The sequence below is a fragment of the Streptomyces marincola genome, from assembly GCF_020410765.1.
GTDB classification, from domain to species: domain Bacteria; phylum Actinomycetota; class Actinomycetes; order Streptomycetales; family Streptomycetaceae; genus Streptomyces; species Streptomyces marincola.
In genome coordinates this window covers 4,656,224-4,679,449 of the sequence record NZ_CP084541.1, presented here as the reverse complement: position 1 = coordinate 4,679,449, position 23,226 = coordinate 4,656,224, and the positions used below count along the sequence as shown (strand labels likewise).

The 23,226-nt window shown below is 72.6% G+C and carries 16 protein-coding genes; 7 read left to right on the top strand and 9 right to left on the bottom strand.

Going from position 1 to position 23,226, the window contains the following annotated elements; genetic code table 11:
- The first annotated feature begins 108 nt into the window (after nt 1-108).
- Nucleotides 109-1,617 (top strand): family 43 glycosylhydrolase, encoded by a 1,509-nt coding sequence (locus LC193_RS20630; protein ID WP_226076322.1) that lies wholly within the window; start codon nt 109-111, stop codon nt 1,615-1,617.
- Nucleotides 1,618-1,695: 78 nt separating this feature from the next.
- Here LC193_RS20630 and LC193_RS20625 read toward each other — a convergent pair whose 3' ends face one another.
- From LC193_RS20625 to LC193_RS20595, 7 genes are all read right to left on the bottom strand, one after another.
- A complete protein-coding gene (locus LC193_RS20625; protein WP_226076320.1) occupies nt 1,696-2,742 on the bottom strand; it encodes an ABC transporter ATP-binding protein in 1,047 nt (348 codons plus the stop codon).
- A complete protein-coding gene (locus LC193_RS20620) occupies nt 2,735-3,757 on the bottom strand; it encodes an ABC transporter ATP-binding protein (protein WP_226078807.1) in 1,023 nt (340 codons plus the stop codon). The genes LC193_RS20625 and LC193_RS20620 overlap by 8 nt, the downstream gene beginning before the upstream one ends.
- Nucleotides 3,758-3,780: 23 nt before the next feature.
- Nucleotides 3,781-4,749, bottom strand: coding sequence for an ABC transporter permease (locus tag LC193_RS20615; protein ID WP_226076318.1), 969 nt, complete (start codon nt 4,747-4,749; stop codon nt 3,781-3,783).
- On the bottom strand, nt 4,742-5,671 hold the full coding sequence (locus LC193_RS20610) for an ABC transporter permease (protein ID WP_226076316.1): 930 nt from the start codon (nt 5,669-5,671) through the stop codon (nt 4,742-4,744). The genes LC193_RS20615 and LC193_RS20610 overlap by 8 nt, the downstream gene beginning before the upstream one ends.
- A gap of 91 nt (nt 5,672-5,762) precedes the next feature.
- Nucleotides 5,763-7,397: a peptide ABC transporter substrate-binding protein gene (locus LC193_RS20605; protein WP_226076314.1), complete on the bottom strand. Its 1,635-nt coding sequence runs from the start codon at nt 7,395-7,397 to the stop codon at nt 5,763-5,765.
- Nucleotides 7,398-7,721: 324 nt separating this feature from the next.
- Entirely contained in the window at nt 7,722-9,590 is a 1,869-nt protein-coding gene (gene typA, locus LC193_RS20600) for a translational GTPase TypA (protein ID WP_226076312.1), read from the bottom strand.
- 134 nt (nt 9,591-9,724) lie between these two features.
- Entirely contained in the window at nt 9,725-11,767 is a 2,043-nt protein-coding gene (locus LC193_RS20595; RefSeq protein WP_226076310.1) for an ABC transporter family substrate-binding protein, read from the bottom strand.
- Between the two features lie 640 nt (nt 11,768-12,407).
- Here LC193_RS20595 and LC193_RS20590 point away from each other — a divergent pair.
- The 6 genes from LC193_RS20590 (at nt 12,408) to LC193_RS20565 (ending at nt 20,318) form a co-directional block, all read left to right on the top strand.
- Nucleotides 12,408-13,214 (top strand): hypothetical protein, encoded by an 807-nt coding sequence (locus tag LC193_RS20590; protein ID WP_226076309.1) that lies wholly within the window; start codon nt 12,408-12,410, stop codon nt 13,212-13,214.
- 43 nt (nt 13,215-13,257) lie between these two features.
- Entirely contained in the window at nt 13,258-15,207 is a 1,950-nt protein-coding gene (locus tag LC193_RS20585) for a fumarate reductase/succinate dehydrogenase flavoprotein subunit (RefSeq protein ID WP_226076307.1), read from the top strand.
- The gene (locus tag LC193_RS20580) at nt 15,204-15,995 is read left to right on the top strand and encodes a succinate dehydrogenase/fumarate reductase iron-sulfur subunit (protein ID WP_226076305.1); all 792 of its coding nucleotides are present in this window, start codon (nt 15,204-15,206) and stop codon (nt 15,993-15,995) included. The genes LC193_RS20585 and LC193_RS20580 overlap by 4 nt, the downstream gene beginning before the upstream one ends.
- Before the next feature lie 111 nt (nt 15,996-16,106).
- Nucleotides 16,107-17,483, top strand: a complete 1,377-nt coding sequence (locus LC193_RS20575) for a hypothetical protein (protein WP_226076303.1) — start codon at nt 16,107-16,109, stop codon at nt 17,481-17,483.
- A 61-nt stretch (nt 17,484-17,544) separates the two neighbouring features.
- Entirely contained in the window at nt 17,545-17,748 is a 204-nt protein-coding gene (locus LC193_RS20570) for an SPOR domain-containing protein (protein WP_086158292.1), read from the top strand.
- Between the two features lie 53 nt (nt 17,749-17,801).
- Nucleotides 17,802-20,318: a SpoIIE family protein phosphatase gene (locus tag LC193_RS20565; RefSeq protein WP_226076300.1), complete on the top strand. Its 2,517-nt coding sequence runs from the start codon at nt 17,802-17,804 to the stop codon at nt 20,316-20,318.
- Between the two features lie 100 nt (nt 20,319-20,418).
- On the opposite strand, the gene LC193_RS20560 is transcribed toward LC193_RS20565, so the two are convergent.
- A complete protein-coding gene (locus LC193_RS20560) occupies nt 20,419-21,171 on the bottom strand; it encodes a GntR family transcriptional regulator (protein ID WP_226076296.1) in 753 nt (250 codons plus the stop codon).
- A 279-nt stretch (nt 21,172-21,450) separates the two neighbouring features.
- Nucleotides 21,451-23,025: a S8 family peptidase gene (locus tag LC193_RS20555; RefSeq protein ID WP_226076294.1), complete on the bottom strand. Its 1,575-nt coding sequence runs from the start codon at nt 23,023-23,025 to the stop codon at nt 21,451-21,453.
- Nucleotides 23,026-23,226: the final 201 nt, after the last annotated feature.

Below are 23,226 nucleotides of genomic sequence, written 5' to 3'. Positions count from 1 at the left end.
GCACCGCCCGTGCGGACCCGCCTCCGCCCGGGCTTCGGCCGGACGGCCGTGGGAGCGCTCCTGCACCGTGCGCAACCCCCACCGCCCTGAACGCCGCAAGGAGTCGCCATGCCACTCAGAACCGGAACGGTCCCCCCGGTGCGCCGACGGCGCCTCGGCCTGCTGCTGGCCGCTCTCGCGCTGCTGTTCGGCGGCACCGCCGTCGCGCCGCAGCCGGCGGCGGCCGTGCCCGCGATCGACACCGGCGCGTCGTACGTGCTGGTCAACCGGCACAGCGGCAAGGCACTCGACCTCTACAACTTCGCGACCGCTGACGGCGCCGAGATCGTGCAGTGGGCACGCAACGACGGGGCCTGGCAGCAGTGGCAGTTCGTCGACGCGGGCGGCGGGTACTACCGGCTGCGGTCCCGGCACAGCGGCAAGGTGCTCGACGTGGCCGGCTCCTCGACCGCGGACGGCGCGGGCATCGTCCAGTGGACCGAGGGCACCAGGACCAGTCAGCAGTTCCGGCTGGTCGACTCCCCGGACGGCCACGTGCGCCTGATCAACCGCAACAGCGGCAAGGCCCTGGACGTCCTCGACTTCTCCGTCGCGGACGGCGCCCGCGTGATCCAGTGGCCCGACCACGGCGGGGCCAACCAGCAGTGGCAGCTGGTGAAGCTGGGCGCCGGCACCCCCGGCACGTTCACCAACCCCATCAAGCGCGGCGGCCCCGACCCCTGGCTCCAGTACCACGACGGCTATTACCACCTCGCCACGACCACCTGGAACTCGACCGTGACGATGCGCCGTTCACCCACCCTGGCCGGGCTCGCGAGCGCGCCGGAGACCGTCGTGTTCGACCTGAGCGGCCGGCCGAACGGCTGCTGCACCATGTGGGCGCCCGAGTTCCACCTCATCGACGGACCCAACGGCCCGCGCTGGTACCTGTACTACGTGGCCGGGGAGGACGTGGAGGACTTCAACCCCACCCAGCGCCTGCACGTGCTGGAGAGCGCGGGCACCGACCCGATGGGCCCCTACCACTTCAAGGCCGACCTCGGGAACACGTGGGAGCTCGACCCGAGCATCCTGCGCGTCGGCGGCGACCTCTACCTCCTGGGCAGCGCCATGGACGGCACGCAGAGCCTCACCATCACCCCGCTCGCCAACCCGTGGACGATCAGCGGCGCGCGGCGCACCATCAGCCAGCCGACGCTGGCCTGGGAGCGGCAGTCGGGCGCGGTCAACGAGGGCGCCGCGGCCCTGTACCGCGACGGCCGGGTCATGCTGGTCTACTCGGCCAGCGCCTGCTGGGGCCCGGACTACAAGCTCGGGCTGCTCACCCTCACCGGCACCGATCCGCTCAACCGGTCGCACTGGACGAAGCACCCGCGTCCGGTGTTCCAGCGCGACGACGCCGCCGGCGTCTACGGCCCCGGCCACAACGGCTTCTTCACCTCGCCCGACGGCACGGAGGACTGGATCGTCTACCACGCCAACGACTCCGCGAGCGGCGGCTGCGACATGAACCGGTCCACCCGCGCGCAGCGCTTCACGTGGAACGCCGACGGCACGCCGAACTTCGGCACCCCGGTCCGCACCGGGGTGGAGCTGCCCGCGCCCTCGGGCGAGTGACCCGGCCGCCACGGCGCGAACAGCCAGGCGCCGCCCGGCGGAAGGCCGGGCGGCGCACAGGTCGGGGCGGGTTCGCGCTCAGGCGTGGACGACGTCCTTCTCCTCGGCGAAGTGGCATGCCGACTCGTGCCGCACCCCGGTGTCGCTCTTCCTGAACCGCTCGGGCACCGCGAGCAGCGGCACCTCCTCGGCGCACTTGTCCTGCGCCTTCCAGCAGCGCGTGCGGAACCGGCAGCCGGAGGGCGGGTTCGCCGGCGACGGCACGTCACCCGTCAGGATGATCCGCTCCCGGTTCTCGCGGGCCGACGGGTCCGGCTGCGGGACGGCCGAGAGCAGGGCCTGCGTGTAGGGGTGCGTGGGGTGGTCGTAGATCTCGGTGTCGGTACCGATCTCCGCCATCTTCCCCAGGTACATCACCCCGACGCGGTCGGAGATGTGCCGCACGATGGACAGGTCGTGCGCGATGAAGAGGTACGACAGGTCGAACTCGCTCTGGAGCCGCTCCATCAGGTTGATCACCTGGGCCTGCACCGACACGTCGAGCGCGGAGACCGGCTCGTCGCAGATGATGACCTCCGGGTTGAGCGCCAGGCCGCGGGCGATGCCGATGCGCTGCCGCTGACCGCCGGAGAACTGGTGCGGGTACCGGTTGATGTACTCGGGGTTGAGGCCCACCACGTCGAGCAGCTCCTGCACCTTGCGGCGCCGGTCGCCCTTCGGGGCGGTATCCGGGTGGATCTCGAACGGCTCCCCGATGATGTCGCCGACCGTCATGCGCGGGTTCAGCGAGGTGTACGGGTCCTGGAACACCATCTGGATGTTCCGCCGCACGGCCTTCAGCGCCCGCCCGGACAGCTTCGCGATGTCCTCGCCCTTGTACAGGATCTGGCCCGCGGTGGGCTGCTCCAGGTTCATCAGCAGCTTGGCGACGGTGGACTTCCCGCAGCCCGACTCCCCCACGATGCCCAGCGTCTCACCGCGGTACAGCGTGAACGAGATGTCGTCGACGGCCTTGACCGCGCCGATCTGCCGCTTGAAGAGGATGCCCTGGGTGAGCGGGAAGTGCTTGACCAGGCCGCGGACTTCGAGGATCGGCTCGCGGGCCTCGACGGGTGCGTCAGCCATGGATCGTCTCCTTCCAGAAGTGGCAGGCACTGGTCCGGCCGCCCAGCGGGCTGCCGTCGCGTTCGGTCACGTCCGCCTGCGGCGGGACCTCGGTGCGGCAGATGTCCTGGGCCATGGCGCAGCGCGGGTTGAACGCGCAGCCGCTGGGGACGGCCGTCAGGCTCGGCGGCAGCCCCTTGATCGCGTACAGTTCCTTGCCCTTGTGGTCCAGGCGCGGGATGGAGTCGAGCAGCCCCTTGGTGTAAGGGTGCGCGGGACGCTTGTACAGCTCGTGCACCGGCGCGTTCTCCACGATCCGCCCCGCGTACATCACCGCGATCTTGTCCGCCACGTCCGCGACCACGCCCAGGTCGTGCGTGATCAGGATCAACCCCATGTTGTAGTCCCGCTGGAGGTCGGCCAGCAGGTCCATCACCTGCGCCTGCACCGTCACATCCAGCGCCGTGGTCGGCTCGTCCGCGATCACGATGTCCGGCTCAAGAGCCAGCGCCATCGCGATCATGATCCGCTGCCGCATACCACCGGAGAACTGGTGCGGATAGTCGTTCACCCGCTCCTTCGCCGCCGGAATGCGCACCCGGTCCATCAACTCGACGGCCTTCTGCTTCGCCTCCTTCCGCGAAGCCCCCCGGTGCACCCGGAACATCTCCCCCAACTGGTACCCCACCGACAGCACCGGGTTCAGCGAGGACAGCGCGTCCTGGAAGATCATGGCGATCTTGTTGCCCCGGATGCGCCGCCGCTGCTCCTCGGACATCTTCAGCATGTCCTCGCCGCGGTACAGGATCTCGCCGCCGGTGATGCGGCCGGGCGGGATGTCGAGGATGCCCATGATCGTCTGGGCGGTCACCGACTTGCCCGAGCCCGACTCGCCCAGCACGGCGAGCGTCTCGCCCGCGTCCACGGTGTAGCTGACACCGTTGACGGCCTTGGCCGCGCCCTCGCGGGTGCGGAACTCGACATGGAGGTCGCGGACCTCAAGCAGCGGGACGCCGGGGACGTCCGCCTTGGTCATTTCGATCGACACGTGCGTCTCCCTCAGCGCAACTTGGGGTCGAGGGCGTCACGCACGGCGTCACCCAGCATCAGGAAGGACAGGATGGTGATGCTCAGCAGGATCGACGGGAAGAGCAGGATGTGCTCGGCGATCCGGATCTGGCCCTGGGCGCGGTTGATGTCGCCGCCCCACGAGATGGCCGGGTCGGTGAGGCCGATGCCCAGGTAGGACAGCACCGCCTCGGCCGTGATGTAGCCGCCGAGGGCGATCATCGCGACCACGATGACCGGCGCGACCGCGTTCGGCAGGATGTGCCGGAACAGGATGCGCGTGGTGCCCGCGCCCAGCGAGCGGGCCGCGGCCACGTAGTCGGACTGCTTGATGGAGATGACGGAACCGCGCATCACCCTGGCGACCGTGGTCCAGCCGAGGAAGGCCAGCGCGAACGTCACCGTCCACTCGGTCCTGGTGTCGAAGGAGACCAGGATGACCATGGCGCCCAGCAGGAACGGGATGCCGAGGAAGATGTCGATGACCCGCGAGAGCACGGCGTCGATCCAGCCGCCGAAGTAGCCGGCGATCATGCCGACCAGGCTGCCGAGCACCGTCACCAGCGCGGTCACCGCGATGCCGATGATGATGGAGGCCCTGGTGCCGTACAGGAGACGCGCGTAGATGCTCTGCCCCTGCTGGTTGTAGCCCAGCCACTCCGGAGAGAAGAAGTGGGTCAGCTCCGGCTCGCGCAGGTAGTTGTTCGTGAGGTCGGCCGCGCGCGGGCTCACCGAGGTGAACCACCCGGGGAAGGCCGCGATCACGAACAGCATCAGGATGATCAGCGCCGGGACCACGAACGACGGCTTGCGCCGCAGGTCCTGCCAGGCGTCGGACCAGAGGCTGCGCGGCTTGCCCGGCGCCGGCCCGGCGGCGTCGACGGCGACCGCGGCGGGCACCGCCCCGCCGGCGGTCGGAACGGCTTCCTTCTTGCCGATGGTGGCCTTGGCGTCAGGCATAGCGAATCCTTGGGTCGAGCACCGCGTACAGCAGATCGACGAGCAGGGCGACCACGAGGTAGACGACGATGATGAAGCTGACGATGCCCACCACGGTGGCGCCCTCGCGGGCGTTCAGCGCGGTGTAGACCGCCCGCCCGATGCCGTTGATGTTGAAGATGCCCTCGGTGACGATGGCGCCGGCCATCAGGTTGCCGAGGTCGACGCCCAGGAAGGTCACCACGGGAATCAGCGAGTTCCGCAGCAGGTGGGTGCCGATCACCCGCTGCTGGGGGAGCCCCTTGGCCCGGGCCGTGCGCATGTAGTCCGCGCGCCGGTTCTCCACGATCGAGGTGCGGGTGAGGCGGGTGACGTAGGCGAGCGAGAGCGAGGCCAGCGCGAGCGCGGGCAGCAGGAGTTCGCCCCAGTTCTCCGAGTCGCGGACCGTGGGCGAGATCCAGCCCCACTTGATGCCGAAGTACGTCTGGTACAGGTAGCCGATGACGAACACCGGCACCGAGATCAGCAGCAGGCTGACGAAGAGGATGCCGCGGTCCGTCTTCTTGCCCGCCCGCAGGCCCGCGAGCAGGCCGAGCGAGATGCCGACCACGGCGGTGATGAGGAAGGCGAGGGCGGTCAGCCGCAGGGTCGCGGGCAGCGCTTCGCTGATCACGTCGATCACTTCGCGTCTGCTTCTGATCTGCGTGCCGAAGTCACCCTGGACCAGGCCGGTGATGTAGTTCCAGTACTGGACGAGGATCGGGTCGTCGAGCCCGAGGTCCCTTCTCATCGCGGCCATCTGGGCCTCGTCGGGGGCGCGTTCGCCCCACAGAGCCCGCACGGGGTCACCGGGCAGGGCGTACATCATCATGAAGATGATGAAGGTCGACCCGATGAACACCGGGATCATCTGGAGCAGTCGCCGTACGACGTAGCGCCCCATCTTTCCTCCATGTCAGTCGGCGTGGCCCGCGGGCCGTCCCGGTCGGGGACGGCCCGCGGGAACGCTTACGCTGCTGCTGTCCTGGCCTGGGTCACTCGCTGACGGTGACTTCGGACAGCACCGGCACACCGGCGGAGTCGAAGCGGACGTTGTCCACGTTCGGGCCCCAGCCCGCGTTGACGTTCTGGTACCAGAGCGGGATGGCCGGCATCTGCTCCCACAGCACCTGCTCGGCCTCCTGGTACGCGGCCACGGTCTCCTCAAGCGACCCGGCCCGGTCGCCCTCGGCGAACAGCTCGTCCACCTCGGGGCTGTCGAAGCGGCCGTAGTTGGTCTGCGCGTAGGAGGCGTACAGCTCCTTGAGGAAGTTGACGTTCAGCGGGTAGTCCGCCAGCCAGCCACCGCGGTACATGCTCTGGACCTCGTTGGCCTCGCGGGCCTCAAGGTCGGTGTCGAAGTCGACCTTCGGGTCGCCCACGCACTCGATGTCCAGCGCGTCGATGATGTTGTTGCAGACGGCCTCGACCCACTCCTGGTGCGCGGCGTCGGCGTTGTACTGGATCGCGATGCGGTCGCCGGGGACGCCGCCGTTCTCCTCGACCAGCTGACGCGCCCGCTCCGGGTCGTACGTCGTGATGTCGCCCGAGGCGCCTTCCTGGTAGCCGAACACGCCGGGAGGCGCGAAGCTGTCGGCCGGGGTGCGGGAGCCGTTGAGCACGGTCTGGGTGATGGTCTCCCGGTCGATCGCCATGGAGATGCCCTGGAGCACCTCCGGCGGGGTGTCCTCCCAGTTGTACCAGACCGGCACGATGGTCTGGATGCCGTTGTACGGCTGGGCGACGGTGCGGTCCTCGCCGAGGTCCTGCTGGTAGAGCGGCAGGTCACGGGGGGCGACCTGGCGGATGATGTCCAGGTTGCCGGTCTGGAGGTCGGTGTAGGCGGCCTCGGGGTTGTCGTAGGCGCGGATGTGGATGCCGCCGTTCTGCGCGGCGTCCTCACCGGCGTACTCGTCGTAGCGCTCCAGCTCGATCGACTCGCCGTGGGTCCAGGAGACGAAGGAGTACGGGCCGTTGCCGACCGGGGACTCGCCGAACGCCTCGGGGTCCTCGTAGAAGCTCTCGGGCAGCGGCGTGAAGACCGAGTAGCCGAGCTTGTAGTCGTAGTACGTGACCGCTTCGGTCAGCTCGATGGTGAACGTGCGCTCGTCCACGACCTGGAGGCCGGACATCTCCTCGGCGGTGGGGTCGCCCTCCTCCGGGTGCACGTCCGCGTAGCCGGCGATGTCGGCGAACCAGAAGCTGTTGGCCTGGTTGTTGCTGATGTTGGCGGCCCAGTTCCACGCGTTCACGTAGCTCTCGGCGGTGACGTCGGTGCCGTCGTGGAAGGTCCAGCCCTCCTTGAGGGTCACCGTCCAGACGGTGTTGTCCTCGTTCGGCTCGACCGACTCGGCCGCGACCATGAAGATCTGGCCCTCGTCGTCGAAGTCGAGGAGCTTGGAGAACAGGTTGTCGATGACCAGCCCGCCGAGCGCCTCGTTGGTGTTCGCCGGGACCAGCGGGTTCTGCGGCTCGCCGCCGTCGATCCGGACGATGCCATCCGGGTTCCCGGCCGCGGCCCCATCCGAACCGTTGTCGCCATTGTCATCATCGCCGCCACCACAGGCCGTCGCGGCGAGGGCCACGACTATCGCACTGGCGACCCACTTGGCGCTGCGTGCACCACGCATGGGCTCTGCCTCCTTGGGAATCCGCTTCATAGCACAGGGAACCCCGGACCGCGGAGGTCTACCCGCGTCCGGTTCGCAATGCCCACAACTATTGGGCATAAACCTGTGGTGAAACCACCGATCGCCTATCTCATTTTGATGAAGATGAGGAGACGACAACCCTCATATCCGGACAAAGCGCGGATGAACTGTCACCGTTATCCGGACTGATGTGACGTAAGTCAAGTCTTCCGGTCCGCATACCGGACAGTACGTAGCACTTCCGGCGTGAAACACGGTTGACATACTTGAGGGTAACTGTGTCGCGCGTGTTACGCGCTCCCCCTACTGCCGCTTGGCCCGCGCGGTGGCCCGCGCGCGCTCGCGCTGGTCGAGGACGACCTTGCGGATGCGCAGGTCGCCCGGCGTGACCTCGACGCACTCGTCCTCGCGGCAGAACTCAAGCGACTGTTCAAGTGAGAGCTTGCGGGGCGGCACCAGGTTCTCCGTCGTATCGGCCGCCGCGGCCCGCATGTTGGTGAGCTTCTTCTCCTTGGTGATGTTGACGTCCATGTCGTCCGACCTGGAGTTCTCGCCCACGATCATGCCCTCGTAGACCTCGGTGCCCGGCTCGATGAAGATCGTCCCGCGCTCCTGGAGGTTGAGCATCGCGTACCCGGTGGCCGCCCCGGGCCGGTCCGCGACCAGGGAGCCGCTCTTGCGGGTCCGCAGCTCCCCCGCCCACGGCTCGTGCCGTTCGAAGATGCTGTGCGCGATCCCGGTGCCCCGGGTCTCGGTCAGGAACTCGGTGCGGAAACCGATCAGTCCGCGGGAGGGCACGAGGAACTCCATGCGCACCCAGCCGGAGCCGTGGTTGGTCATGGTCTCCATGCGCCCCTTGCGGGAGGCGAGCAGCTGGGTGATCGCGCCCAGGTGCTCCTCGGGCGCGTCGATCGTCATGCGCTCCACCGGCTCGTGCACCGTGCCGTCGATCACGCGCGTGACGACCTCGGGCTTGCCGACGGTCAGCTCGAAGCCCTCCCGGCGCATCTGCTCCACCAGGATCGCCAGGGCCAGCTCGCCCCTGCCCTGCACCTCCCACGCGTCGGGGCGTTCGGTCGGCAGCACGCGCAGCGACACGTTGCCGATCAGCTCGCGGTCGAGGCGGTCCTTCACCAGCCGGGCGGTGACCTTGTGGCCCTTGCCGCCGCGCCCGACGAGCGGGGAGGTGTTGGTGCCGATGGTCATGGAGATCGCCGGCTCGTCGACGGTGATCAGCGGCAGCGCCGCCGGGTGCTCCGGGTCGGCCAGGGTCTCGCCGATCATGATGTCGGGGATGCCGGCGACCGCGCAGATGTCGCCGGGGCCCGCCTCTTCGGCGGGCTTGCGCGTCAGCGCCTCGGTCAGCAGCAGCTCGGTGATCCGCACGTTCTGCGCGCTGCCGTCGCGCTTGAGCCACGCGACCGTCTGCCCCTTGCGCAGCCGGCCCTGGCGGATGCGGCACAGCGCGATGCGGCCGAGGAAGTTGTCCGCGTCGAGGTTGGTGACGTGCGCCTGGAGCGGCGCGTCCTCCTCGTACACCGGCGCGGGCACGGTGTCCAGGAGCGTGGTGAAGAACGGCTCAAGGCTGTCGCTGTCGTCCGGCACCGTGCCGTCCGCCGGCTGGGTCAGGGACGCCACGCCCTCCCGGGCGCACGCGTAGACGATGGGGAACTCGATCTGCTCCTCGTCCGCGTCGAGGTCGAGGAACAGGTCGTACGTCTCGTTGAGCACCGCAGAGATCCTGGCGTCGGACCGGTCGGTCTTGTTCACGCACAGGATCACGGGCAGCCGGGCCTGGAGCGCCTTGCGCAGCACGAACCGCGTCTGCGGCAGCGGCCCCTCGGACGCGTCCACGAGCAGGACGACGGCGTCGACCATGGACAGGCCGCGTTCGACCTCGCCGCCGAAGTCGGCGTGGCCCGGGGTGTCGATGATGTTGATGACGACCGGGGTCCCACCGCCCTTCGGGTGGTAGCGGACCGCGGTGTTCTTGGCGAGGATGGTGATGCCCTTCTCGCGTTCGAGGTCACCGGTGTCCATGACCCGCTCGTCGACCTGCTGGTGCGCGGCGAACGCGCCGGCCTGCTTGAGCATGGCGTCGACCAGCGTGGTCTTGCCGTGGTCGACGTGGGCGACGATGGCGACATTGCGGATGTCGTGGCGCGTGGGCATGGCTGGGCCGCTCTCCCGGGATCGTGACTGCGAAGGGCGCGGCGTCAGGCGCCCGCCCGTCGGCAGCGGCGGCGGCCACGGGGCGGGGACGCAGCACCGGCCTCACATGTCATCGTACGGGTTCCCCCGGCGCGCTACTTGCGGTAGCCGATGTCCTGCCAGCGCGGGGTGGCGAGTCCGAAGGCGCCGACGCCGGCCAGGTCCTGGCGCACCGCGACCAGTTCTGGCCGCTGGTACAGGGGGATCGAGCCGGCCGCGGCCCAGATCCTGGCGTCCGCCCGGTTGAGGATGCCGTCGTACTCCTCCTCGTCCAGCTCGCCCGCCGCCTGGTCGAGCAGCTGGTCGATGTGGTCGGTGCCGACCCGCGTGTAGTTCTGCCCGATGAGCGCCTCGCCGCCCGGGATCGGCCGCGGCTTGGTGAACAGCGGCTTGGCGTCGGTCGCCGGGTAGGCCGTGGCCGGCCACGAGAACACCGCGAGGTCGAAGTCGCCCGCCGTGATGTGGTCGGGGAAGAACGCGTCCCTGCCGACCTCGACCAGCTGGGCGGAGACCCCGACGGGGGCCAGCATCTCCACGATCCCGCGGGCCGTGGCGCGCAGGTGGGCCGCGTCGTCGCCGCCCGGCACCACGAAGCGGAGTTCGAGCGCCTGGCCGTCCTTGGCGCGGACCGGGACGCCGCCGGCCCCCGGCGCCTTCCCGTCGTCGCGCCGCTCGCCGGCCGCGCCGCCGGCCCGCACGTCCCCCGGGCGCCAGCCCGCCTCTTCGAGGAGCGCGCTCGCGGTGTCGGCGCCCGTGGCGCCGAGCGCGTCGCTGTTGTCGCGGTAGCCGGTCTGGCCGAGGACGCGCAGGTGGCTGCCCAGCGCGCGGGCGGGCAGGCCCGCCGGGTCGTGCACCCGCGCGGCCAGTTCCTCGCGGTCCAGGGCGCGGGCGATGGCCCAGCGGACGCGTTCGTCGGCGAGGGCGGGCGACTGGGCGTTCAGGGCGAGGTGGGTGTAGGACGCCTCGTAGGCGCGGTGCACGGTGAAGCCGGCGAGCCGCCGCCTGACCGCTTCCTCGCGGGTGTCGAAGGCGCGCTCGCGGGCGCGTTCCGCCTCGGCCCAGGCGTAGGCGTACCGTTCCACGGCGTCCGCGGCGCCGGTGCCGGCGAGCCGCGCGGCGGCCAGGTCGTGCAGGGCGTCCGTGGTGGCGCGCCCGTCGGGCCCCTCGGCGCCCGGGGCCCTGGCCCCGGCGTCGTCGTCCCGCGCGCCGCGCCGCCCGGCCTCCCGGGCGGCGCCCGCCGCCGTGATGCCGTCGGCGTCGGCCGGCGCGACCTCGGCGATGTCGAGGTCGCCGGCGAGCAGGGCGGCGCGGCGCTCCGCGCGCGGCACCGCGGCCAGGACCAGCCGGTCGAGGAGCGCGGGTTCGCCCCACCAGTCCTCGTCGCGGACCAGGGTGATGCGGCCCGCGTCCCTGTCGACCTCGCCGAGCTCGAACGGCCCCGCGGTGGCGGGGAGTCCGCCGCGCGCGCCGTCGTTGAACCGGTCGGGGTCCGCGGTGACGGCCCGCGGGTACAGCGGGCTGAACAGGGACTTCCAGTCGGCGTACGGCTTGGTGAAGGTGACCTCGACCTGGTGCCGCCCCGGGCCCTTGGTGATGTTCTCGACGCGGTCGTACCCGGCGTGGCGGGCCGACCAGTACTCCTTGTCCTCGCCGCCGAGCGCCTTCCACTGGGCGACGAAGTCGGCGGCGGTCAGCGGCTCGCCGTCGCTCCAGGCCGCGTCCGGGTGCAGCGTGTAGACGACCGTCTGCCGCGGCTCGCGCGCGGTGATCTCCGCGGACCGCAGGTAGTCCGTGTTGAGCTGCGGCCGTCCTTGGGCGTCGACCGTGAAGAGCATGGGGAGCACCGCGCTCGCGATGCGGTCGGTGCCGCCGTCCGCCTCGAACTGGTAGGCGTTGAGCGTCGCCGGCAGCCGGTCGACGGCCCAGGTGGCGCTGCCGCCGCTGGTCAGCTGGGCGCGCCGCGCGGTGGCCACCGACTGGGCGGCGCCCGCGGCCGTGCGGTCGCGGTCGTCCGCGCCGGTGCAGCCGGCGACGGCGAGCAGCGGCAGGAGAACGGCCGAGCCCGCGGCGAGGGCCGCCAGGGCCCGCCGGCGGCGGGGGCCGCGGCGTGGGGCTTGGATCGCTGACGCGCCTGACATCGGGTACCTCCGGCCTCACCGGTGCGTTGATCACACGTATGCGCCCACTGAAGGGGAGGCCGGGGACGCGCGGGCGGCGACACGGCGGCCGTCGCGGCCAGGCCACCCGACCGGCGCACGCCCGCCGCGGAGCGGGAACGCGGGCGCGGGGCGGGGCCGGGCGGCGCGGGGTGCGCGGGATGCATGGGGTGCGCGGGATGCAGGGGGTGCGCGGGATGCATGGGGTGCGCGGTGCGCGAGGTGCGGCCTCCGGCGCACGACGGCGTACGGCGGGGGCGCCGGGGGGTGACGGTTCCCCAAGGCCCTCTTCCCAACATGCTGTGTCACGCGTCACACTCGCATCGTCCGGTGATGCACCACCAATGGAGGTGGCACAGGTGTCACGGCACGAGGAGCCGCGGTGCCCGCACGGCCACCGCGGTGCTCACGGTCTCCCCGGCCTTCCCGGCCCTTCCTGCCCTTCCGGCCCTTGCGGGTCCCCCGGCCCTCGCGGGCCTTGCGGTCCGCCCGCCGCGCCGGACGCGGCGCGCGCGCCGCGCGGCCGGGGCCGCCCGGGCGGCCCGGACTGACGCGCCGGCCAGGGCCGACGCGCGGCGCGCCGGGCGCCGCTTCCCGTTCGCCGATCCCTTCGGAGAGTGCTGTGGCAACCGAGGCAGAACCGAGGACCCCACGAGCCGGCCGCGCGGCGATCGCCGAGCGGCACCTGCGCCGCGACCGCTGGTGGCTGGCCCCGGCCGCCACCGTGGCCGGGCTGCTGGCCTTCGTCGTGTACTCGACGTGGCGGGCGTTCGCCAACGCCGACTACTACGCGGCCCCCTACGTGTCGCCGTTCTACTCGCCGTGCCTCGCGGAGAACTGCGCGGACATGAAGGGCGGGCCCAACTGGGCGCTGTTCGGGGACTGGTGGGGCCTCTCCCCCGCGCTGATCTTCCTGGCGCTGCCGCTCGGCTTCCGCCTGACCTGCTACTACTACCGCAAGGCGTACTACCGGAGCTTCTGGGGCTCGCCGCCGGCCTGCGCGGTCGCCGAGCCGCACCGCTCGTACTCGGGCGAGACGCGGTTCCCGTTGATCCTCAACAACGCGCACCGGTACTTCTTCTACGCGGCGGCCGTGATCGCCGTGATCCTCACCTACGACACGGTGCTGACGTTCAGGGACGCCGACTACGCGTGGGGGCACATGGGCCTGGGCACGCTGATCTTCCTGGTCAACATCGTGCTGGTGTGGGCCTACACGCTCTCGTGCCACTCCTGCCGGCACATCATGGGCGGCCGGCTGAAGCACTTCTCCAGGCATCCGGTCCGCTACCGGCTGTGGGTGTGGGTGAGCCGCCTCAACGGCCGCCACATGGCGCTGGCGTGGGCGTCCCTGATCTCCCTCGCCGCCTCCGACCTCTACGTGTACCTGCTGGCCACCGACGTCTTCGACGACCCGCGGCTGTTCTGAGCCGGACCGCGACAGGCGTGCACGACGACGAAAGGGAGCGAATGTGAGCACAGTCGAACGGCAGGCGTGGGACGTGGTGGTCGTCGGGGCCGGCGGGGCCGGCCTGCGCGCGGCCATCGAGGCCAGGGAGCAGGGCCTGCGCACCGCCGTCGTCTGCAAGTCCCTGTTCGGCAAGGCCCACACGGTGATGGCCGAGGGCGGGATCGCCGCCGCGATGGGCAACGTCAACGCGGGCGACGGCTGGCAGGTGCACTTCAGGGACACGCTGCGCGGCGGCAAGTTCCTCAACCACTGGCGCATGGCGGAGCTGCACGCGCGCGAGGCGCCGGACCGGGTGTGGGAGCTGGAGACGTGGGGGGCGCTGTTCGACCGCACCGCCGACGGCCGGATCTCGCAGCGCAACTTCGGCGGGCACGAGTACCCCAGGCTCGCGCACGTGGGCGACCGCACCGGGCTCGAACTCATCCGCACGCTCCAGCAGCGCGTCGTGGCGTTGCAGCAGGAGGACGAGCGGGAGACGGGCGACCCGGAGGCGCGGCTGAAGGTCTTCCAGGAGTGCACGGTCACGCGCGTGCTGAAGGCGGACGGCGCCGGGCCCGCCGCCCCGGTGGCCGGCGTGTTCTGCTACCGCAGGGAGTCGGGCACGTTCTTCGTGCTGGACGCGCCCGCGGTGGTGCTGGCCACCGGCGGCATCGGCAAGTCGTTCAAGGTGACCTCCAACTCCTGGGAGTACACCGGCGACGGGCACGCGCTCGCGCTGCTGGCCGGGGCGCCCCTGGTGAACATGGAGTTCGTGCAGTTCCACCCGACGGGCATGGTCTGGCCGCCCTCGGTCAAGGGCATCCTGGTGACCGAATCGGTCCGCGGGGACGGCGGGGTGCTGCGCAACAGTGAGCACCGGCGGTTCATGTTCGACTACATTCCCGACGTCTTCCGTTCGCAGTACGCGAGCGACGAGGCCGAGGCCGACCGCTGGTACGACGACCCGGACCGCAATCGGCGCCCGCCGGAACTGCTGCCCCGCGACGAGGTGGCCCGCGCGATCAACGCCGAGGTGAAGGCGGGGCGCGGCAGCCCGCACGGCGGCGTGTTCCTCGACATCGCGTCGCGCCGCTCGCCCGCCGAGATCATCAGGCGGCTGCCGTCGATGCACCACCAGTTCAAGCAGCTGGCCGACGTGGACATCACGAAGGAGCCGATGGAGGTCGGCCCGACCTGCCACTACGTGATGGGCGGCGTCGATGTCGACCCGGACACCGCGGCGGCCACCGGCGTGCCCGGGCTGTTCGCGGCCGGCGAGGTCGCGGGCGGCATGCACGGCTCGAACCGGCTCGGCGGCAACTCGCTCTCCGACCTGCTGGTGTTCGGCCGCCGGGCCGGGCTGCACGCCGGCCGCTACGCCGCCGCGTCGGCGGGGGCGGCCCGCCCGGTGGCGGAGGCGACGCAGATCGACGCGGCGGCGGCCGAGGCGGTGCGCCCGTTCCAGCCGCCCGAGGCGGGCGCGGAGCCGCCGGAGAACCCCTACGCCGTGCACCAGGACCTCCAGCAGGTGATGAACGACCTGGTCGGCATCATCAGGCGGGAGCCGGAGATGAGCAGCGCGCTGGCGCACCTGGCCGGGTTGCGCCGCCGCGCGGCGCGGGCGGTGGTCGAGGGGCACAGGCAGTACAACCCGGGCTGGCACCTGGCCCTCGACCTGCGGAACATGCTGCTGGTCAGCGAGTGCGTGGCACTGGCCGCCCGGGAGCGCACCGAGTCGAGGGGCGGCCACACCAGGGAGGACCACCCGGGCATGGACCGCGCGTGGCGGCGGGTGAATCTGCTCTGCTCCCTGCGCGGGAACGGCGAGGACGGCGGCGGTTCCGACGAGGAGGCGGGGCAGGTGCGGCTGACGCGCAGGGAGCTGCCGGCGATCAGGGCCGACCTGCTCGCGCTGTTCGACGACGAGGAACTGGCCAAGTACCTGACGGACGAGGAGGTGAAGGACCGGTGAGCCAGACGGCGAGCACCGGCTACGACGCGCACCTGAGGGTGTGGCGCGGCGACGCGGCGGGCGGCGGCCTGACCGACTACACGGTCGAGGTCAACGAGGGCGAGGTCGTCCTCGACGTCGTCCACAGACTCCAGGCGACGCAGGCGCCCGACCTGGCCGTGCGCTGGAACTGCAAGGCGGGCAAGTGCGGTTCGTGCAGCGCGGAGATCAACGGCAGGCCGCGGCTGATGTGCATGACCCGCATGTCGGTGTTCGCCAGGGAGGAGACGCTGACCATCACGCCGATGCGGACGTTCCCCGTGGTGCGCGACCTGGTGACGGACGTGGAGTTCAACTACACCAAGGCCCGCGAGATCCCGTCGTTCGCCGCGCCCGAGGGGCTCGGCCCCGGCGAGTACCGGATGCGGCAGGAGGACGTCGCGCGCAGCCAGGAGTTCCGCAAGTGCATCGAGTGCTTCCTGTGCCAGGACGTGTGCCACGTGGTGCGCGACCACGAGGAGAACAAGGAGGCGTTCGCCGGGCCGCGCTTCCTGATGCGCATGGCGGAGCTGGACATGCACCCGCTGGACGAGGCGGAACGGCGGGGACTCGACCGCGCGCGGGCCGTCGCCGAGGAGCACGGGCTCGGGCTGTGCAACGTGACCAAGTGCTGCACCGAGGTCTGCCCCGAGTCCATCCGCATCACCGACAACGCGCTGATCCCCATGAAGGAGCGCGCCGCCGACCGCCGCCACGACCCGCTGGTGTGGCTGGGCAGCAAGATCAGGCGCCGCGGGCGCGGGGACTGAACCGCGCCCTGGCGGTCGCGGGCCGTTCGGCCGCTCGGGTCGCGGGCCGGGCCCGGGCGGCCTAACGTCGACAGGTAGTGGCAGACCTCCTTGTCGACGAAGGGTGAGCGGGTGGACACGGCACGCGTCGCCGCGCTGGCCGCGGAGCCGGGCCCCGAGGCGGCGCGCGGCCCGGACGCGGTCGTGCTGGTCCTGCCGCTCGCCCTGATCGCCGCGGCCGTTCTCGTGGTGCTGTACCTCAGGCGGCACGGCCCGCACTCCCCGCCGTACCGCACGGTGCCGGAACTCTGGGACGGCGTGCCGACGGCGCCGCCGGCCCGGGCCGCGCAGGACCGCGCGACGGCCACGCGCACGCTCGACGCGCGGGCGCGCGCGTGGCTGCTGCGGCTGGACGACGCGGTGCTCAGGCGGCGCGAGCAGGTGCGCGCGGCGCGGGCGCAGGCGGGCGACGCGGCCGTCGGGCCGCACCTGGCGGCCGTCGAGGACGCGGCGGACGAGGCCGCGCGGGCCCTGCGGCTGTGGCACCGGCTCGACGATCCGGCGCTGCGCCGCAACGAACCCGAGCGGCGCAAGCTGCTCCAGGACATCACCGACCGCTGCTCGGCGGCGCTCGGGCGGCTGGCGGCCGTGGGCGGCTCGCTGGCCGCGGCCCGGGGCCTGCCGGCCGACGCGGAGGGGGCGCTCGCCGCGGCGCGCGAGCGGCAGCGCGCGCTCGGCGAGCGCGTGCGCCGGGCGGAGGAGGTGTGCGACCGGCTCGGCCGCGACTACGCGCCGGCGGCGCTCGCTCCCGTGCGTGGCCACCCGGAGGCGGCGGCGGAACGGTCCGCCATGGCCGACGACCTGCTGGCCGCGGCCGGCCGGGCCGTCGAGGCGGGCGACCGGCGGCGGGCCGCGGACGCGATCCAGGACGCGGAGGCCGCGATCGGCCAGGCCGAGGTGCTCGCGGACGGCGTGGACCGCTGGCGGGACGAGCTGGCGCGGGCGGACACCGCGCTGGCCGAAGCCGTCCGGGTGACCCAGGGCGACGTGCTCGCGGCGCCGGGGCTGGCACCGGTGCGCGAGGACTCGGGCCGGGCCGAGGCCGCGCTGGCTGCGCTGGCCACGGGTCGCGAGGACCTGGCGCCGGGGCGGCGCGACCCGTTCGGCGGCCTGCGCCGCCTGGCCGACGGCGGCACTCCGCTGGCGCACGCGCTCGCCCCCGGCCGGGACCGCGGCACGAGGAACCGGCGGGCGCGGGTGCTGCTGGACGAGGCGCTGCTGACCGCCACCGCCGAACTCGGCGCGGCACGCGACCTGGTGACCACCCACCGCGGCGAGGTCGGCAGCGAGGCGCGCGCGAAGCTCGCGGAGGCGGCGCACCGGCTGGAACGGGCGCGGGCACTCGCGCCGCACGACGCGGCCACGGCGCTGCCGTTCGCGTGGCACGCCGACGCGCTCGCGCGGGAGGCGCGCGTGCTCGCGTCGCGCGACGCCGGGGCACTTGCCTGAACCCTGTTCCACGGGTGATGCGCTGGCGTATGGTCTGGCATATGCAGAGGGGGGGTGAGGAATGAACGGCAGCACCCTGCAACCCTGGCAAGTCGTCCGCGAGGACGAGAACGGCGGCCGCTACCGCATAGGGCACTGCGCGACGCGCGCCGAGGCACAGCGACTCATCCAGCGCCTGCGGCGCGGCGCGGGCCCCGAGGCCGTGGCCGGAGCACCGAACTATCTCGTGGAGCGCGTCGAGGCCGGAAGCGGCGCGCCTCGCTGACCTTGGGCACAATCGGATGTGTGGGCTTTTGTCCCACTTCGCCGGGTCCGCCGGTGAAGACGTCCGACGAGTGCTGGGGCAGCGTGCGGAACGATCCTCCCGGAGCGCGGGGTTCCCTGGACGCCGCGGCCGGCCACCAGGCCGGCCCCTCGCGCCTCGACCCGGTCCGGGTCGGGACGCTGGTCCTCGACGACCGGCAGCACGTCGTCCTCTGGGACCCCGGGGCCGAGGCGCTGACCGGCCGGCCCGCCGCCGAGACGCTGGGCCGGCCGGTCACCGACCTCACCCGGGAGCACCGCCCCCTCCTCGCCCCCGCGGACGCCGGCGGCTGGCGGGAGACCGTGACCCTCACGCACCGGGACGGGCGACCCGTGCCCCTCGATGTGCGCGGCACCAGGACGGCCGACGCGGACGGCGCGCCGCTCCTGATCGTCCTGCTGGTGGAGCCGGGCCCGCTGCGCGCCGTGGAACAGGACCTGGCGACTCTCGACGGGTTGTTCACCTCATCGCCGCTCGGCATCGCCGTCTTCGACGACGCCCTGCGCTACCTCCGCGTCAACGACGCGCTGTGCCGCCTCCAGGACACCACGGCCGAGGCACTGATCGGCCGCACCGTGCTCGACGTCTCCCCGACGGCGGCGGGGCGCGAGGTGCACCGGCTCCAGCAGGAGGTGCTGCGGTCCGGACGGGCCGTGACCGACCTGATCACCGCGGCGCCGGACGGGCGGGGCGCGCACTCGGTGTCGTTCGGCCGGCTCACCGACGCCGCGGGAGAGCCCGTCGGCGTCACCTGCACCGTGATGGACATCAGCGAACGCAGGAACGCGCTGGCCAAGGTCGAGCGCGCCAGGCAGCGGCTCGCGCTGCTCAACGACATCGGCACCGCGCTCGGCGACCTGCTCGACGTGCACCGCATCTGCGAGGTGCTCGCCCACGCCCTCGTCCCCCGTTTCGGCGACTACGCGGGCGTCGCGCTGATCGGCCAGGTCGCGCGCGGCGGGGAGCCGCCGCGCGCGGAGGACCTGACCGACGTGCTCCTCTCCCCGGTGGCCTTCGCCGCGGGCCGCCGCCCGCCCGAGGACAACGACCTGCCCCCGGCGGACGCCGAGATCAGGTTCGGCGCCGACACCGTCTTCGGCACCGTGCTGACCTCGGGCACCCCGCACCTCGCCCGCACCAGGGCGGACCTGATGGCCGACACCGACCGCGACGACCCCCGCTGGCACACCGCCACCGCGCTCGACATCCACTCGATGCTCACCCTGCCGCTGCGCGCCCGCGGCCGGGTGCTCGGCGTCCTGGTGATCAGCCAGGGCCCAGGGCGCCGCGCGTTCGAGGAGGAGGACCTGGCCCTGGCCATGGAACTGGCCGCCCGCGCCGGGTTCTCGCTGGACAACGCGCGCCTGTACGCGCGCGAACGCGAGGGCGCGGTGATGCTCCAGCGCAGCCTGCTCCCGCAGACGCTGCCCGAGCTGCCCGGCATCGAGACCGGCCACCGCTACGTGCCGGGCAGCGTCGGCGCCGAGATCGGCGGCGACTGGTTCGACGTCATTCCGCTGGCCGGCGGGCGGGTCGCGTTCGTCATCGGGGACGTCACCGGCCACGGGATGCGCGCCGCCGCCACCATGGGCCAACTGCGCACCGCCGTGCGGACCCTGGCGTGGCTCGACCTCGCGCCGGCCGAACTGCTGCACCGGGTCAACGACCTCGGCCGCGACATCGCCCAGAACCCCGGCTCCCCGGTGCTCGCCACCTGCGCCTACGCCGTCTACGACCCCGCCACCGGCGTGTGCACCCTGGCGAAGGCCGGCCACCTGCCGCCCGTCCTGGTGCGGCGGGCGGGCGAAGGGGACCCGGGCGGGGCCGGGCCCGACCGCCGCCCGTGGGCCGCGCACCCGCTCGACCTGCCCTCGGGCGCGCCGCTCGGCGTTGACGGCGTCCCGTTCGAGGAGCGGCGCCTGACCATCCCGGACGGGTCGCTGCTCGCCCTGTACACCGACGGCCTGGTCGAGTCGCGCGGCGAGGACCTGTCCGCCGGCATCACGCGGCTCGGGGACCTGCTGGCCGGGGCGGCGGGCCGCGCGGTGCCACCGGACCGGATCTGCGAGGACGTCATCGGCACCCTGCGGCCCGACACGCAGGACGGGGAGTCCGACGACCTCGCGCTGCTCGTCGCCCGCCTGTCCCGCCTGCCGGAGGACCGGGTGCTGCGCCGCACGTTCCCCGCGGAGCGGCACGTGGTGCGCCGCGCCCGGCAGGCCGTGCGCGAGGCGCTGCGCGCCTGGGACCTGACCGCGCTGTCGGACACGGCGGAGCTGCTGGTCAGCGAGCTGGTCACGAACGCGGTGCGGCACGCGCGCGGCCCGGTCGGCCTGCGGGTGGTGCACGGGGGCTCACTGCTCGTCGAGGTCACCGATCCGCTGCCCGACCCGCCGAGGAAGCGCCCCGCCCGCCTCGACGACGAGGGCGGCCGGGGGCTGCCGCTGGTCGCCCAGGAGTCCAGGCGCTGGGGCACCCGGTACGAACCGAGCGGCAAGACCGTGTGGTTCGAACTGGGCTTCGGCGACTGAGTGGGCGCACATCGGCCGGCCGGTCGGTCCGGGGGAACGCCCGCGTGCGGCCCGGCCGGACGCGGGCGCTCCCGCCGGGCCGACGCGGCCTTCGGACCCGTCAGCGCACGGGCAGGTGGTAGGCCACGGAGTAGCGGTCGGCCGGCACGATCACGTCCGCCGTCTCCACCGGAAGGCTGCCCGCGCGGTGGGTGCGAGCGATCACCAGCACGGCGTGCCCGGGAAGACCGCCGAGCACGCGGGCCTCGGCCGCGAGCGCGGGCCGCGCGCCGACCTCCTCCGTCACGTTGTCCACGACGACGTCGATGGCGGCCATCCGCTCCACCACCCCGCGCCCGGCCAGCGGTCCCTGCTCGGGCAGCAGCACGGGGGTCCGCCCGGTGAGCCGCAACGGCTCCCACGACGTGGACAGCATCACCGGCTCGCCCCCGACCCGGAACACGTACCGGGTGCGCATCACCGGCTCGCAGGGCTCGATGCGCAACCGCCCCGCGATGTCCGCGGGCGCCTCCACCCGCTCGCTCGTGCCCTCCCACGTGCCCCGCACGTGCTCGTCCGCCTGCTCCTGCCGGAACGTCGAGCCGGCGCCCGGCGTCCGGTAGCCGCTGCGCGCGACGGTGCGCCGCGACGGCTGCTCACGCACGTACGTGCCGGAACCCGACCTGCCCTCGACGAGCCCCTCGGCCATCAGCACCTTGCGTGCCTCAAGCGCGACGGTGTCGGACACCCCGTAGGTGACCCGGATGGTGGCCTGCGAGGGAAGCCGGGTGTGCGGCGGCAGGGTGCCGTCCGCGATCTGCTGTCGAAGGTCTTCCGCGACGCGGAGATATGCGGGCTGCTCACCGAACGGCACAGGCTGCTCCTGCCCTTTGCTGACGATCGGCAACAGCTTGGCAACACAGGGTGTCCATCCGCAAGGGACGGCCATGGTTTCACCCGATGTGATGACACCTGCCGGGGGGCGCCGTTCGGCGGTCGCGGACCGGAACGGCCCCGCCGCCGCCGGGCGGGCCCGGCGGCGGCGGGAGTTCCCGGCGCCCGGCAGGCGGCGCCGGGCGTCCGCCCGGTTCACGGCCCGGCGCCCGCGGGGCCGCGCCCGCCGCACGGCCGGCCAGCGGGCGCCGGGTCCCGGTCAGAGCTGGAGCGTCCAGGAGATGAGGACGCCCTCGTCGGACGCCGCCCTGTCGGCCACCCTGAGAATCCAGTCGCCGTCGGCGTCCAGCGCGGTGGCGTGCAGCGAGTAGACGGCGTGGAGCTCCGTCGCGCTGCCGCCCGACCGGTTGTGCAGGCGCGTCGCGGTGCCGTCGGGGGCCACCACGTCGACCGTGAGGTCACCGACGTAGGAGTGCTCGATCGTGAACTCCACCTCCCACGCGCCCTCGACCGCGCCCGCGTCCGCCACCTCGATGACGGACTCCACCGTGGACAGGTCCTTGATCTCGGCCACCTCGTCGCTGTGGAAGCGCGGACCGTCGGGCGGGGCGGGGGCACCGCCCTGCCCGCCGGTGTGCACCAGGGCGTTCGGGGTGCCGGCCGGCACGCCGTCGAGCCGGTGCCACACCGCCGAGTCCACGAGCGCGGCGGACACCTCGGCCGGGGTCGCGTCCGGCTCGTCGGCCAGGTGGAGCGCCGCCGCGCCGGCCACGTGCGGCGTGGCCATGGACGTGCCCGAGATGGTGTTCTCGGCCACGTCGCCCGTGTGCCAGGCGGAGGGGATCGAGGTGCCGGGGCCGAAGATGTCCACGGCGGGACCGAGGTTGGAGAACGCGGAGACCTTGTCGTCCCGCGTGCTGGACGCGACGGTCACGGCCTCCTCGACCCGGGCCGGCGAGTAGGCGCCGGTCTCGGCGCCGTAGTCGTTGCCCGCGGCCACCGCGAACACCACTCCGGCGTCGATGGCGTTGCGCACCGCGGCGTCGAGCGCGCTGTTCCCCGCGCCGCCCAGGCTCAGGTTGGCCACCGCGGGCCCGGTGGCGTCGCGCGCGACGAAGTCGACGCCCGCGATCACCGTTTCCGCCGAGCCCTTGCCGCGGTCGTCCAGCACCCGCACCGACACGATGTCGGCCGCCTTCGCCACCCCGTAGGTCGCGCCGGCGACCGTACCGGCCACGTGCGTGCCGTGCCCGTTCCTGTCGTCGCCGTCCTGGCCGAAGGCGTCGAAGCCGAACCTCGCGCGGTCGCCGAAGTCCTGGTGGCTGTAGCGGACCCCGGTGTCGAGGATGTAGGCGGTCACGCCCTCGCCCGCCGACGTGGGGTACGCGAAGCCGCCGTCGAGCGGCAGCTCGGCCTGGTCGAGCCGGTCCTGCCCCCAGGACGGCGGGGTGTCCTGGCTCGCGGTGGTGGACACGGTCGTGTTCTGGACGACTTCCGCGACCGCCGGGTCGGCGGCCAGGTCGCGCGCGTCGTCCTCGGAGAGCTCGGCCGCGAACCCGTTCAGCGCGTGCCGGAACGTGCTGGTCACCTCGGCGTCGTGGCGCTGCGCGAGCACCTGCGCGGAGGCGGAGGCGGCCGAGAACGTGTCCTCCTTCAGCACGACGATGTAGCTTCCGGGGATGGTGCCTTCGGCTCCCGCGTTCGCGATGGTTCCGCGTACGTCCTCGGCGTGAGCCGCGCCTGGCAGCGTCAGACCGGTCCCGAGGGCCAGCGCCGCGGCGATGGCCGTGGCGGCGCCGGTCCGGAGGCGGCGTGACGTCTTCATCACTGCCATCCAGGGTTCCTCTCATCGGTGTGAGCACGATCAGTAAAGCCATGCGCATGACAAGGGCAGCGGCACAGGCTCTCCCTGTGAATAATCAGCGGGTCCACAGGAATGCACAAGGACGCCTGACCCGCCAACTTCCTTTTCCCGCACGGCTTTTCACTACCGGCACACATCCGCCGCCGGGCGCTCGCACGAGCGCCCCGGACG